This is a genomic window from Candidatus Didemnitutus sp. (assembly GCA_019634575.1).
Classification (GTDB): domain Bacteria; phylum Verrucomicrobiota; class Verrucomicrobiia; order Opitutales; family Opitutaceae; genus Didemnitutus.
Map to the genome: position 1 here is coordinate 2436652 of JAHCAY010000001.1, position 13394 is coordinate 2450045.

The 13394-nt window shown below is 68.5% G+C and carries 11 protein-coding genes; 5 read left to right on the forward strand and 6 right to left on the reverse strand.

The features are described from left to right. Positions 1–19 precede the first annotated feature (19 nt). The gene (locus KF715_10350) at positions 20–2809 is read right to left on the reverse strand and encodes a TonB-dependent receptor (GenBank protein MBX3737081.1); all 2790 of its coding nucleotides are present in this window, start codon (positions 2807–2809) and stop codon (positions 20–22) included. A 304-nt stretch (positions 2810–3113) separates the two neighbouring features. Next, complete coding sequence (locus KF715_10355; GenBank protein MBX3737082.1) at positions 3114–4403, reverse strand: hypothetical protein; 1290 nt, start codon at positions 4401–4403, stop codon at positions 3114–3116. 214 nt (positions 4404–4617) lie between these two features. Between KF715_10355 and KF715_10360 the strand changes: the two genes are divergently transcribed. From KF715_10360 to KF715_10370, 3 genes are all read left to right on the forward strand, one after another. Then, positions 4618–4971 carry a PH domain-containing protein gene (locus KF715_10360; GenBank protein MBX3737083.1) on the forward strand — a complete coding sequence of 118 codons (354 nt, stop codon included), beginning with the start codon at positions 4618–4620 and terminating at the stop codon, positions 4969–4971. After that, positions 4952–5512: a hypothetical protein gene (locus KF715_10365; protein MBX3737084.1), complete on the forward strand. Its 561-nt coding sequence runs from the start codon at positions 4952–4954 to the stop codon at positions 5510–5512. Before KF715_10360 ends, KF715_10365 begins: the two co-directional genes overlap by 20 nt. 88 nt (positions 5513–5600) lie before the next feature. After that, the gene (locus KF715_10370; GenBank protein ID MBX3737085.1) at positions 5601–6296 is read left to right on the forward strand and encodes a hypothetical protein; all 696 of its coding nucleotides are present in this window, start codon (positions 5601–5603) and stop codon (positions 6294–6296) included. Positions 6297–6302: 6 nt separating this feature from the next. Here the strand turns inward: KF715_10370 and KF715_10375 are convergent, their stop codons facing one another. After that, the gene (locus KF715_10375) at positions 6303–7094 is read right to left on the reverse strand and encodes a hypothetical protein (protein ID MBX3737086.1); all 792 of its coding nucleotides are present in this window, start codon (positions 7092–7094) and stop codon (positions 6303–6305) included. Positions 7095–7098: 4 nt separating this feature from the next. After that, the gene (locus KF715_10380; protein MBX3737087.1) at positions 7099–8403 is read right to left on the reverse strand and encodes a TonB family protein; all 1305 of its coding nucleotides are present in this window, start codon (positions 8401–8403) and stop codon (positions 7099–7101) included. A gap of 216 nt (positions 8404–8619) precedes the next feature. Between KF715_10380 and KF715_10385 the strand changes: the two genes are divergently transcribed. Together KF715_10385 and KF715_10390 are read left to right on the forward strand one after the other, a co-directional pair. Further along, positions 8620–9369 (forward strand): cytidylate kinase-like family protein, encoded by a 750-nt coding sequence (locus tag KF715_10385; protein MBX3737088.1) that lies wholly within the window; start codon positions 8620–8622, stop codon positions 9367–9369. A 193-nt stretch (positions 9370–9562) separates the two neighbouring features. Continuing rightward, on the forward strand, positions 9563–10849 hold the full coding sequence (locus tag KF715_10390) for an amino acid permease (protein ID MBX3737089.1): 1287 nt from the start codon (positions 9563–9565) through the stop codon (positions 10847–10849). Here the strand turns inward: KF715_10390 and KF715_10395 are convergent. Further along, positions 10815–12122 carry a BCD family MFS transporter gene (locus KF715_10395; protein MBX3737090.1) on the reverse strand — a complete coding sequence of 436 codons (1308 nt, stop codon included), beginning with the start codon at positions 12120–12122 and terminating at the stop codon, positions 10815–10817. The two genes, KF715_10390 and KF715_10395, sit on opposite strands and share 35 nt — an antisense overlap. After that, positions 12119–13360 carry a hypothetical protein gene (locus tag KF715_10400; protein ID MBX3737091.1) on the reverse strand — a complete coding sequence of 414 codons (1242 nt, stop codon included), beginning with the start codon at positions 13358–13360 and terminating at the stop codon, positions 12119–12121. The genes KF715_10395 and KF715_10400 overlap by 4 nt, the downstream gene beginning before the upstream one ends. Between the last annotated feature and the right edge of the window lie 34 nt (positions 13361–13394).

The window sequence follows — 13394 nt, forward strand, 5'->3', positions numbered from 1 at the left end:
CCCCGAGTCGGAGCGCGGCTTAGAATTTGTAGCTCGCGTCGATGAAGAAGAGGCGTCCGAACGAGCCGTAGAGGCCGGTGTCGGCGGGCGGATCGGTGAAGACGTTCGGGTCGGTCGGCGGGTAGCGATCGAGGATGTTGTTCACGCCGACCGTGACCTTGAGTCCGGCAAGGCGCGGCCACACGGCGGCGAGGTCGACGCCGAGCTGCGCGTCGAAGGACACGTAGCCGGGAATGTGCGAGCCATCGCCGGCACTCGTGACGCCGCGAATGTAGGTGTTGGCGAGCATGGCGTTGTAGGCGCCCTTTTGCCATGTGAGCGTGGTGCGGCCGTGCCACTTCGGGAGCGTGCCGAAGCCGTTGGTCGCGGAGTATTCGACCGGGTCGATGTCGGGCGAGGCGACGATCACGAAGCTCTTGAGGTAATTCCACGAGGTGATCGCGCTCCATGCGCCGAGTGAGTTGGTCCAATCGTAGCGCACCATCGCATCGATGCCGCTTTGATTTTGTTTGCCGATGTTCACGGCGAACTGGTCGACGTAGACGTTCGACGGATTCGGGTGCAGCTGGCCGGGAGCGGTGACCTGCGTGCCACCGAGCTGGCCGAAATTGCCGAGGTGCACGTAGGGCGAGTAGATCGACGCGGGGCCGAACTGCTCGACGTCCTGGATCATCACCGTCGTCGCCGCGAGCGTGCCGACGATGTCGGTTTCCTTGATGTTCACGTAGTCGATAGAGAGGGAGAAGCCCTTCACGGCCTTGGGCGAATAGACGAAGCCGACGGTGTAGTTTTTCGAGCGCGAGGGCGAGAGGTTGGGGTTCGAGCCGCCCTGCTGGCTGCCTTGGATGTTCACGAACGGACCGATGGGCTGGCCGGCGGAGTTATAGGCGGTGAGGCCGGCGAGCGTCGGCGTGGCGCCGGAGTTGGTCGGGCCGTAGAGACTGTAGAGCGTGGGTGCGGCGAAGGACTTCGAGTAGGTGGAGCGGATGACGAACTCGTCGTTGAACGGCAGCCAGCGCAGCGAGACTTTCGGGACGGTCGGCTTCTCCTCGCTCGATTTGTAGATCTCGTGGCGGAACGCGACGTCGAGGTCGGCGGTGTGCAGGCCGGTGAGATTGTTGCTCGACTGTGTGAGCGGGATCTTCACCTCGGCGAACTGCGACGTCACGGAGCGCGTGGCGTCGAAGGGATTCAGCGTGACGCCGTTGTTCCATGCCGAGCCGCCGGTGGCGGGATCGATGATGCTGTTCTTGTCGGCGCGCGCGTTGAGCGCCTCGTGGCGGTAGCCGACGCCGAAGGCGGTGTAGACGCTGCCACCGGGCAAGTCGAAGAGGCGGCCGTTCACGCGCGCGTTGTAGGAGATGAGCTTGCTCTCGAAGAGGCCGATCGAGTCGCCGAAGATGTTCGCCTCGGTGATTTTTGCCGCATCCTGCTTGATCGCGGTGAGGTTGATGAGGCCGGAGGCGATGCCGGCTTGCAGCGCGGAATCGAGGATCTGGTTCGTCGCGATCGAGTCCTGCTGCGCGCGGTTGAAGAGCGCGTCGACGGTCCAGCCCCAGTCGGCGTTGAACTTGCCGTTGAGGGCGAGCGTGCCGCGGATCGAGTGGCCGTCGGTGATGTAGACGCGGTTGCCGGCGTCGACGAAACGATTGCGCACCTGCGCGCGGACGTCGGTGAACGGGATGCCGGGCAAGCCGGTGTTGCCCGCGGTGGAGTTGATGCGGAAGACGATCGGCTGCGGGTTGAGGTTATACTGGCTGCGTGTGCGCGCGTAGAGGAGCGTGGCCTGCAGATTGAGCGCGTCGGAGAACTTGTGCTGGAGCGCGAGCGTCGCGATCTGCTTGCTCAACGCCGAGGAAAACGTCGGGCGCGACGAGAGATCGAAGCCGAGCGGCACGTCGTTGGCGTCGACGGGAACGTAGACGCCTTGCGCGGCCCATTGCGCGAGCGTCTGCGCGGGACCGGTCGGCGCGGCGTTCAGGCCGGGCTTCAGTTTGTAGAAGTTGCCCGCCGCGTCGTTGACGATGCCGGCGTAGCTCGCGGTGAGGAAGACCGGCGAGGTGTAGTTGTAGTCGCGCTCGTAGAGCGGATCGGTCTTCGTCCACTCGGCCGAGAGCGTGAGGCTGGTCTTGTCGATCGAAGCGCCACCGACGAGCCGCAGCGAACGGTCGCGGTAGTAGGCGCCGGTCTTGTCGGCCTTCGAGAAGCCGAAGTAGCCGCCGACCTCGAGGCCTTGGTAGTTCTTTTTCAGGATGATGTTGATCACGCCCGACACGGCGTCGGAGCCGTAGATGGCGGACGCGCCGTCGGTGAGGACTTCGATGCGCTCGACGGCGGAGACGGGCACGACGTTGAGGTCGACAAACTGAAAGCCGCCCGAACTCGCCACGGGCGAGAACGCGACGCGCATGCCGTCGATCAGCACGAGCGTGGCGGTGTTGCGCAACGCGAGCTGCGAGCCGCCGTTGGTGGCGCCGCCGTTGATGTTGCCGTTCTCGATGCCGATGTTGTTGCCACCGACGATCTGCGGCACGGATTTGCGGAGGACGTCGAGGACGCTGGACTTGAGGCCGGACGCCTCGATGTCCTTGGCGGTGACGACGACCACGGGCGAGGCGTTGGCCTCGTCTGCCGCAGCGGGGATGTAGGAGCCGGTGACGACGTATTTGTCGAGTTTGACCGCTTCGTCGGTCGCGCTGGCCGACGAGGTGGATTGGGCGACGGCCGGAAGACCGAGCAGGCAGGGCAGGCCGAGCAGCGCGCAGGCGCGCGCCAGCGCCCGCCGCGAGGACGTGTGTGGGGAGTTCATGGTTTGCGTGTCGAATACGGCGGCGAGACGCCGCCTGGTTCGCCCAGCGGTGGTTCAGGCCCCGGGCTTGCGCGCATCGAAGCCGGATCCGCCGCTCCGCCGCAAAACGAGCGCGACCGGGCCGCACGAGGTCGCGCCGGAACGCCGAAAAAGCCACCTCAGCCGAACTGAAACCGGCGGTCGCGACGCAGCACGCCGACGCACACGGAAGACGCCCACCGGCGCATCGCGCGCGAAAATCCGCCCGGACCCGGCCGCCGCGCCTCGCGCGGGCTCGGCGCCGCGTCCGCGTTCGAATGCGGACTCAGTTGCGGCGCTCGACGGTCGCGCCGGTCGCGTCCTTGAACACGAGCATGCGCGTGTCGGCGTTGTAGTTCTCGAAGCGGATGCCGAGTTGCGGATTCACGAGATCTCCCGGCGCGTAGGCCGTGCGATCGATGAACACGCGCGGATTCGCACCACCGCGCACGCCGCTGATCTTGAGATTCTGCACCCAGGACCGGAACATCGCACTCGGCACGGGAACCGGCTTGGGCACCGCGGGTGTCGCCTCGACGGTCGTGGTGACTCCGGCGGAGGCGCCCGGTGCAGCCGTGGCGCCGCCCGCAGGATCTTTCGGCGCGGCGGCGGGTTGGTCGGCGTCTAGGACTTCGTTCGTCGCGGCGGTCTGGCCGGCGGTGACAGCCGCGGAGACGCCCTTCGCCTTGGCCACGGCCTTGCCCAAACCGGTGGTCGGCTCGGCGGGCTTCGCCTGCGTCGGGGCGTCGGCTTTCGGGGTCGACGCCGCGGATTTCGCGGGTGCGACGGCGGGGCGTGGTTTCAGCGGCGGCGGAGGCTCCGGCCGAGTGAGGAAAAACACGGCGACTGCGCCGAGCGCGAGCACGCCCGCGCCGATGCCGGCGAGGAGGAAGACTTTTTTGCGCGGGTTGGACGCGGTGGCGGCGGCCTTCAGCTGCTTGGCTTCGGCATCGCTGGGCGGCTCGATGGGCGGCGCGGATTTTTTCAGTCCGGGCGGCGGCGGAAATTTGGCGGCGATGGGCGGGGGCGGAAACGCCGCGGTCGGCGGCACGGGCGTCGCCGGCGCGGTCGGGAGCGGTGCGGCGGGTGGCTCGGTCGACGGCAGGGGCGGCGGCGTATCGGACATCGCTGCGGCGGGCGCGACGACTTCCGGCGGGGTGGCGGCTGCGGGGGCGGCGACGGGCTCGCGCGGCTTCAGGGCGATCTTTGGGCGCGACGATTCAGCGGCGGAGGCGGCGGGCTCGGGTGTCGCTGCGGTCTCGACCGGCGGAACAACGAGTGCGGGCGGCTCGGCCGATGTCGACGTCGGCGCGGGCGCGGGCGGAAGATCGGTCGGCGGCGGAGTGGACGCGGCGGCGGAGGGCTCGGCGCTCGCCGGCGTGGCTTCGCCCGGAGCGACGGTCAGCCGCGGTTTGAGTCGAATCGGAGCGCCCTCGGCGGCCTGCGGGGCCGCAGGCGGGGGCGTCGGCTCCGCGGTTTCAGATGGCGGATTCGCCGGTGCCGGTGGGTTCGCCGCCGGGGTTTCGCCGGCCAGACGCGGCTTCAGGCGGAGCTTCGGGGCGTTTTCTTCGCTCATCAGGTGCTGGGTTAACGATTTTGCCGGACGGCGAAACACAAAAGATTTCCGCGAGCGTGACAAAATCCCGTGAACTTCGTTGGCTGGGCGCATGGCGACCGGACCGCATTTCCCTTCGCGTGTGGATCGGTGGTATGTCGCGGTCGTTTTCAGCGCGGCGGCGACTCCGCTCGTCGCGGCGGGTTGGTTGACGGCGCAGGGGCGCTCCCCGGGCGTGATGCTGCTCGCCGTCTGGGGCGTGGCGATGGTGGCTTTGACGGCGTGGCTGGGCTTTCCGTGCGGCTACACTTTCGGCGCGGACGGCATCGCGGTGCGCAGCGGGCCGCTGAAATGGACGGTGCCTTACGCGGCCATCCGGGGCGCGGTGCCGACCTGGGTGCCGTTGCCCGGGCCGGCTTGGTCGCTCCAGCGCGTGCGGCTGGATTTTGCAGATGGCTTCATCCTCGTCTCGCCAGACGCCCGGGAAGTGTTCATATCGGAGCTCGCCGAGCGCTGCCCGCATCTGATGCGACGCGGTGCCGGTTTGGCGAAGAGACTACCCCTGCCTCATGAAAAAGCTGCCCGCTAAGATCGCCGGCATCACCACTCTCGCGGTAGAGAAGGCGACGGGACGTTCGTGGGCGGGATGGGTCGAGTTGCTCGACCAAGCGGGCGCGAAATCCTGGCCGCACGCCGAGATCGCGCAGTGGTTGCAGAAGAAACACAAGGTCAACGACTGGTGGTCGCAGATGGTGACGGTCGGCTACGAGCAGACCACCGGCCGCCGCGTGAAGAACCAGAAGAACGACGGCTTCGAGATCAGCGTCAGCAAAACCATCGCCGCACCCGTCGCCGTCGCCTTCGAAGCGTGGAAGGACGCCGCCATCCGCGAGCGTTGGCTCCCGCGCACTCCCCTCTCCGTCCGCAAGGCCACACCGCATAAATCCATCCGCATCCTCTGGCCCGACGAGACGACGCTCTCCGTGAACTTCTGGCCGAAGGGCCCGCTCAAGTGCCAGGTTGTCCCCGAGCACAGCAAGCTCCCCGACGCCGCCACCGCCGAGCGCATGAAGACCTACTGGACCGTGCAACTCGACGCGCTCTGCGCCTTCCTCGAGCCCAAGGCCTGACGCGCCCGCGCCCGCCGCGCGGAAATCGCCCGCGCCCGCCAGTGTTTTCCCGCTTGCTGGCCCCGCGCCGAGACGGCGCAGTGAGCGGATGCGTCTCAGGCACCGCATCCTCACTGCCGCCCTCGCGGCGCTGCTCTTCCACGTCGGCGTCCACGCGCAGGAAGTGCAGGCGCACGGACTCGCCTTCGAGCGCTGGGTGCGCGACACGTTTTTCGACGGCTACAAGCCCGCCAGCTACACGCAGCGCTGGGACATCCCCGCCGACGCCAACAAGGACCACGGCGGCATCCCCGTGAACCCGAAAGCCGTGAAGTTCGGCACGCCCGTCGATCTCGGCGACGCACTCCGCCAATACGAAATCAACGAACCTTTCCTGCTCGTCCTCGGCTTCTGGGAACAGGACGGCGACGACAAACGCTTCGTCAGCATCGTCGCCCCCCGCATCGCACCGGAAAAATGGAAAGAGCTCTGGGGCGACGTCACCTACGCCGACCTCCTCAAGCTCGACGACCTGATCAAAGACCCCGCGCGCCCGATCGAAGAGATCCGCAAACTCGCGCTGAAAGCCAAGGCTTCGCCTCCCTTCACTACCGCCGTGATCCAAGTGAATCCGAAGATCGACGCCCGCCAACGCCGCCTCCAGTGCTCGATCCGCTTCGCCGACGTCTTCAAACACCTCGCACCCGACGCCACGCCACGCCCGCCCGATGGCGCCGTGCTCTGGGGCGTGCCCTTCCCCGGCCCGATCGCCTCCAAGGCCCGCGCGTTTCCCGCGAAGCGCTGAGCGCGCTCAGGGCGACCCGCGCGGTGCCGTTTTCACCGCGGCCGCCACCGCGCCGACGGCGATCTCGCGCGGCACGACCAGCCGCCAGCCCCCGTCGACCAACCGGAACGTCAGCACCGCGTCCCTCGCCAGCCCGCCGCCCCGCTCCGTGCGCGTGCGCAACGCGACGTCGCCGTTGCTCAACCTCAGCGAATTCACCGGCCCGACCGCGCTCAGGTCCTGCGGCACCTGCACCGCGATGAGCGTCGCCAGCATGTTCTCCGGCGAACCGTAGCTCGCGCGCGCCTCGTCCGACAGCTGCGCAAACGCCGTCGCCAGTTCCTTTCGCCCCGCCTCGTCGATCGCCAGCAGCGTCGCGAGCTTCTCCGTCTCCCCACGCGTCGCCGCCCACACGAAACTCTCCAACGTCGCCTCCGGCGAAGCCGCACCCGCCTCGCGCCACTCCGCGCTCTTCACCATCGGCCCGCGGAGCGACGGCAGATTCTCCTTCGCGGGCGGTTTATCGGACGCGGATGCGATCAACTCGCCGCTTTCGCTCGCGAGCGCGCGCTCGAGCTTTGCGAGATCCTCCAGTGCTCGCGCCCGCTCTTCGTGCTGCCGGCGCAGCCGTGCCAGTTCGTTTTGTTCCGCCGACGACGGTTCCGCGGCGGTCGCCCGCGCTCGTCCGAGTTGCCGCGCGATCAGCCGGTCGCGTTCGGCGCGCAGCGCGACCGCACGCGAGTGCTGCCACATCCCCAGCGCGCCGAACGCGCCGATGCTGCCAACCAGGCAAAGCCAAATGAGCGTGCGCGGATGCATCGCCTTAAAACCAGTCATCGGTGTCGCGCTGCATCGTGAAAACCAGCGCCATCTCCGCGCGCGTGTTCACCGCCATGCCCGCCTTCTGGCCCGGCGCGAACTTCCACTCCGCCAACGCCGCGAGTGCCGGCTCATCGAACGCGCCGTGCGTCGACGACAGCACCTTCGCATCCGCGACCGCGCCATCGGACCCGATGACAAAACTCACCACCGCACGCCCCGTGATGCCGAACTCACGCATCACCGCCGGATACGCCGGCGGCACCTGTTTCAACGGCCGCGGCATCAGATCCAACTCCGCCAGCGGCAACACCGGACCGGCTGGAGCCGTGGCGCGTGGATGCGCGGGCGCTGTCGCCACGCGAGCCGCCTGTCGTTTTTGCCACTCGTCGAACCGCTCGCGCACGCGCGCCTGCAACCCCGGCAGCTCCGCCGCCGCCACGCGCAACCGCTCCAGCTCATCGCTGCCGCCAGACGGCGCGCGCCGCCGCCGCTGCTCGGCCGCGACGTCGTCGGCCATCGTCTGGATTCGCACGACATCCTGCGCCAGCGCCGCATTCGCACGGTATTGCACCACGCCGGTCAATGCCCCCGCAGCCAACACCGCCGCACCCACCGTCCACTGTAGTTTCGTCACAGCCATAAGAAATCCGCTCACGCCGATCGCCGACGCCGGAGCTCCCGCCGCGATCGCGCCCGCGAGTCCGCTCGGTGCCGCGCCGATCGCGTTCACCGCCAAGGCCGACGCGAGCGCGGAAGCGCTCGACCCGATGCCGCGCCGCGCCAGCGCGCCGTGCAATTTGTCGAGCGCACGCTCCACCCGCATGCGTGCCCCATTTTCGCCGAGGCGCAGGCGCACACCGATTTCGGCGAAGGCACGATTCTCGAAATACCGCAGCAGCACCGCCTCGCGGTCGCCCTCATTCAGCTCCCGCATCGCGTCGTCGATCACCGGCCGCAACACCGTCCAGTCCGCCGTCGGTTCGCCATTCCGCGTCAGCTCGTCCATCGCGTGTGCCTCCCGTTCGCGCCGCCGTCGGCGCTGTTCCGTCCGCACCGCCTTGGCCGCCGCATAGCCCGCACTCGTGTAGAGCCAACCGGTAAGCGACTCGCGCCCGGCGAGCGCCGCCGCCTTGCGCGCGAGATCGGCAAAAACCTGCTGCGCGACATCGCGCGCGAGGTGGGCATCGCCGCCGACCTGTCGCAACGCCGCCGAATACACCAGCGGCAGCCGCCGCCCGACGAGTTCGGCAAACGCGCCTTGATCGGAGGCCTCGGCGTAACGGCGGAGCAGTTCGGCATCTTCCATCGCGGTTTTCCTTTAGCACCCGCCCGCGCGCAAAGCGCACAAAATTTCCCGCCCCCGTCCAGCCGCTTCGCCGGAAATGTAACCTATTAGGTTACATTTTCCGCGCCCGCGCATTCCAATCCCCGCTCTGGCCGCGGGGTCTCGCGCGCGTAAACTACGCTTGCGGCGGAGCACGCTGCCCGCCGCGCAACGTCAACCGTTTCTCCCCCTCGTGCCATGACGCCGCACACCTACCTCGAACACGGCCTCTCCGTCCTGCACGCGCGCCTGCGCACTCCGCGCACTGCCGCCGGCCCCGCCTCGCCCGCCAAGATTCACCCGTTCATCACCCTCTCCCGCGAGACCGGCGCGGGTGCCACCACGCTCGGTCGGGAACTGGTTCCACTCCTCGACCGCGACTTCCACGGCGACGAAGCCCGCTGGGTGCTCCTCGACCGCGATTTGCTCGACCAAGCCCTCAAGCACCACAGCCTGCCCGCCACGCTCGCGGAGTTTCTCCCCGAGGATCGCGTCTCGGAAATCCGCGCCACCATCGGCGAACTCGTCGGCCTCCACCCGTCGCTCTGGCAACTCGAGCAGAAAGTCGCCGAGGCCGTCCTCCAGCTCGCGCACGTCGGCCACGTCATCCTCGCCGGCCGCGCCGCGCATCTCATCACCCGCGCCCTGCCCGGCGGCCTGCATGTGCGCCTCGTAGCGTCGCGTGACGTCCGGATCGCGCGCACCGCCCAAAGCCTACATTGCAACCACGCCGACGCCGCGCGCCATGTGGATCAGCAGGACGAAGCTCGCCGGCGCTTCGTCCGCGCCAACTTCGACGCCGAGCTCGACGACCCGCACGCTTACGACTTGGTGATCAACACCGATCACCTCGATGCGAATGCCACCGCCGAATTGGTGGCGTTCGCGCTCAAACAACACCTGCACGCGAAGACCGCGACGGACGCCCCTTTCCCTCTCACGACGTAGCGCGAGTGTGGGCGAGACCAAGCTCGTCCTCGGAGTGCGCATCGCGTCACGCAAAGAGTGGCGGGAGCCTCCAGCTCCCGCATAGCCGAAACTCGTCCTACGAGGGCTGGAAGCTCTCACCGCATTAGATCTGAAATCGGCTGCCCTCGCACGCGTTGACTCGCCGGCACACGGTGCCCAACTTCGCGGCCGCATGACGAACCCCGCGTCGCCCCCGCTCGTCCGCGCGCTCGGCCGCTGGACCATGACGGCGCTCGTCGTCAACGGTGTGATCGGCTCCGCCATCTTCGGCCTGCCCGACGACATCGTGCGCCTCGTCGGCAACGCCGCGCCGCTCGCCTACCTGCTCGCCGCGGCCGCGATGCTGGTGTTCATCGCGGTATTCGCCGAACTCAGCTCGCAATTCACCGAGCCCGGCGGCCCCTACCTCTACGCGCGCGAGGCGTTCGGGCGCTTCTGGGGCGTGGAGATGGGCTGGTTCACCTGGCTCGTGCGCCTCACCGCCGCCGCGGCCAACGCCAACCTCTTCGTCATTTATCTCGGCGAATTCTGGCCCGAGGCCACGCAACCGCTCCCGCGCACGCTCATGCTCGCCGGCCTGATCGGCGCGCTCACGCTCATCAACTACCTCGGCGTCACCGGCGCCGCGCGGCTCTCCAATCTATTCACCGCCGCGAAGCTCTTGCCACTCGCGCTGCTCATCCTCATCGGCTTCGCCTTCTCGCGCCTCGTCCCCGCACCCGCACCGCTGCCGCCGCCGGCGGAGACGAAATGGATGAGCGCGTTTATCATCCTGCTCTTCACCTACGGTGGCTTCGACATGGCGCTGATCCCGGCCGGCGAATGCCGCGACACGCGCCGCGACCTGCCGTTTGCGCTCTTCACCGGCCTCGCGGTCATCACGACGATCTACGTGCTGCTGCAACTCGTGGCGATGCGCACCGTGCCCAACCTGCCCGACAGCGCGCGTCCGCTCGCCGACGCCGCGCGCTCGCTCGTCGGACCGATCGGCGCCTCGCTCATCGCCGTCGGCGCGATGGTATCGACCTCCGGCTACCTCAGCGCGCAACTCATCGGCGTGCCGCGCCTGACCTTCGCCCTCGCCCAGCGCGGCGATTTTCCCGCGGCCTTCGGCGCCGTGCACCCGCGTTTCCGCACGCCGCATTTCTCGATTCTCGCGTGGGGCGTGCTGACGTTCGCCCTGGCGCTCTACGGCAACTTCGCCTGGAACGTCGGCCTGTCCGGCGCCGCGCGCCTGCTAACCTACGGCCTCTCTTGCGCCGCGCTGATCAAGCTCCGCCGCCTGCGCCCCGAGGTCTCCGCCCTGCGCCTGCCCGCCGGCGATCTCATCGCCGGCCTCGGCCTGCTGCTCTGCGTGGTGATGGCGAGCGGCATGGAGCTCGGCCACGTCTGGGCCATCGCGCTCGTGGCCGCGATCGCCGCGCTCAACTGGACGCTGGCGCGGAGAGTTCCCCGGTAGCGCGCGTCGCGGACGGTTGCAGGCGAAGCGTGAGCCCGAACGCCGCCGACAGCATCGCGACCTCGAAGGCGAACAACGCCGAATACGCCGCCAGCGCGCTGCCCGTGGCGAGGCGCATCGCGTCGACCACGATGCCGCCCATCAAGCTGCCCGCCGCATGGCCGAGCATGTTGGCCACGCCCCACACGCCCATGAGCAGCCCCGCGCGCACCGGCGTTGTGAATTCCACCACGCTGCCGAGCATGCCCGCGCCCGCGAGTCCCGTGCCGAAACCCATCACGAGCACGAGCCAGCGAAACGCCTCCGGCGTGCCGGCCAATCCGACCGCCGCCACCGCGCTGAACACCACGATGCTCACGCCGAGCCCGATGCGCATCAGCCGCAACGCCCCGAGCACGCGCAACAGCCACAACCCCGACAGCAACATCGCCGCGAGCACACCGAGTCCCCAGAACATCGTCAGCCGCGTCGTCGCGCCGACGCTCATCCCGAGCACGAGCGCGCCGTAAGGCTCGAGCAACACATCCTGCGCGAGCGTCCCGATGAACGTGCAAATCACCACGACGAACAGCCGCCGCACTTGCGGATCGGCCCACACGTAGTCGCGCACCACTTCACCGAACGGCTTGCCGCGCGCCGTCTCCGCGTTCGCGGCGCCGGTCGCGCACGCTTCCTGGCCGGGCACAGCCACGACGGCGAGCGCGACCACCACGAGGCCGACGATGTTCGCCACCAAGACAAGTCGCGCCGGATCGTAATGCTCCAGCGCCTTGCCCAGCGCGCCTGCGCCTATGACCGAGCCGAGCAACGTTACGACCTCGTAGAGCGTCACTGCGCGCGCGCGAACCGAGCCGCTGAATTTTTCCGCCAGCAGCGCCTGGTAGGTGTTGTGCGCGAGGTTGCGCCCGACGCCGTAGAGCAAAAACGCCAGCACCGCGCCCGGCACGAACGACGCCGGCGTCGCCGCGGTGCGCACCGTCCAATTCGCTATCGCCGCCACTCCCCCGCCGATCAGCAGCGCACCGAGGATCAGGTATGGTTCGCGCCGGCGCCCGAAGATCGGAAATCCGTCCGAGCGGTAGCCGAACCACAACCGCAGCGGCGAGACGAGCAACGGGAGCGCGAATAGCAGCGCCACGAGTGTCGCGGGGAGCTTCAGCTCCGCGATCATCACACGGTTCAACGTCCCGCCGATGAGCACGCCGCTCAGCCCGTAGGCGACCGGGAACGCGCCGAGGCGGACGTGGTTCGCGATGCGCGCCGCGCCGCTCACGCCGGCGAAACCGTAGTGGACGCAGCAGGCTTGCCGAAGCCCAGCGCCTCCTTCAGCCAGCTCCACGCCTTGCGCAGGCCGACTTCGCAGGTGCCGTTGATGTGATACGTGCGGGCGAAGAGTTCCTCGTGGCCGAGGTAACGCGGCGGGAGCAGCAGCAGCGTCTCATTCCGGTCCGTCGCCGGGTTGTGGCCGAGAACCTCGGAGTAGAACACGCCGCGACCGACCACCATGCCGTCGCGCGGCACTGCAATCTCACGCTCGGCGAGCACGAGCCACGGGCGGAACTTGAAGGTCAGCGCGCCGTCCTTCGCCTGCCAGAGCCGGCCGTAGGTGCGCAGCGGCACGCCTTCGAGCTTGCGACCGAGGAAGAGCTTGTTGCCATCCGCGAGCAGCGCGAAGCGTTTGCGGCGACTGGTGAAAAAGTCCCAGCAGAAGATCGTGCCGAACGTCGTCAGGCGGAAAGCCCAGCCCGAGACGAAATAGGCGAAGATGATGATCGCGACCGACAGCGTCGCGCCGACCACCGGGTCGATGAACGCCAGCCCGGTCACGAGGCCGAGCAGAGCCGTGCGCGTGGCCTTGAGCGCCGCATCGACCGCGCCCCACGGGCTGAGGAGGATGAGGACATTGATCGCGTGCGACGCGATCCAGACGACGGCGTGCACCGCGATGGCGAGCGGCACCATCAGGATCGTGAGCAGCCAGGAGAAATCCATCGCGCCAAGGTGCACCATCGCGAGATTGCCGAGGTGCAGATCGAGTCCGGCGGTCGGCGTGCCGCGCGCGGCCATGACTTTCGATGCCGCTGCGACCAGAACCGGCACGACCGCACCGGTGGCGACGAGGCCGCTGACCTTGTTTTCCACCGTCTCGAGCACATCGAGCGGCTTCTTCATGCCCGGCGGCACGGCGGCGCCGAAAGCGTCCTTGGCCGCGCAGCCACCCACGAGCAGAAAGCCGCAGCCCCAGACCAGCGGGTTGGCGAACCAGGGCAATGCGGCCTTCTCGGCGTCGGTATGAGCACCCCACCATTGGTAGGCGCCGATCGTGCTGACGCCGAGCAGCGGCGAGATGGCGACACCCGTGATCTGCGTGGCGGTCTTGGCCAGCTCGAGGCCGGCGCTCGGCACGTCGCCGTCCTTGCCCTTCGGGGCCGGATTCGACGCCGCCCACAGCGGCACGGCGAAAACACACACGACGCAAAGCAACGCGACGAGAGGGGCGAGTCGTTTCATGGCGGGCAACATAGTCCGCCCCGCCCGCTTGAAA

Coding starts and splice junctions, on each gene's coding strand:
- KF715_10350 (MBX3737081.1), bottom strand. CDS start 2,809: ATGAACTCCCCACACACGTCCTCGCGGCGGGCGCTGGCGCGCGCCTGC.
- KF715_10355 (MBX3737082.1), bottom strand. CDS start 4,403: ATGAGCGAAGAAAACGCCCCGAAGCTCCGCCTGAAGCCGCGTCTGGCC.
- KF715_10365 (MBX3737084.1), top strand. CDS start 4,952: ATGAAAAAGCTGCCCGCTAAGATCGCCGGCATCACCACTCTCGCGGTA.
- KF715_10370 (MBX3737085.1), top strand. CDS start 5,601: ATGCGTCTCAGGCACCGCATCCTCACTGCCGCCCTCGCGGCGCTGCTC.
- KF715_10375 (MBX3737086.1), bottom strand. CDS start 7,094: ATGCATCCGCGCACGCTCATTTGGCTTTGCCTGGTTGGCAGCATCGGC.
- KF715_10380 (MBX3737087.1), bottom strand. CDS start 8,403: ATGGAAGATGCCGAACTGCTCCGCCGTTACGCCGAGGCCTCCGATCAA.
- KF715_10385 (MBX3737088.1), top strand. CDS start 8,620: ATGACGCCGCACACCTACCTCGAACACGGCCTCTCCGTCCTGCACGCG.
- KF715_10390 (MBX3737089.1), top strand. CDS start 9,563: ATGACGAACCCCGCGTCGCCCCCGCTCGTCCGCGCGCTCGGCCGCTGG.
- KF715_10400 (MBX3737091.1), bottom strand. CDS start 13,360: ATGAAACGACTCGCCCCTCTCGTCGCGTTGCTTTGCGTCGTGTGTGTT.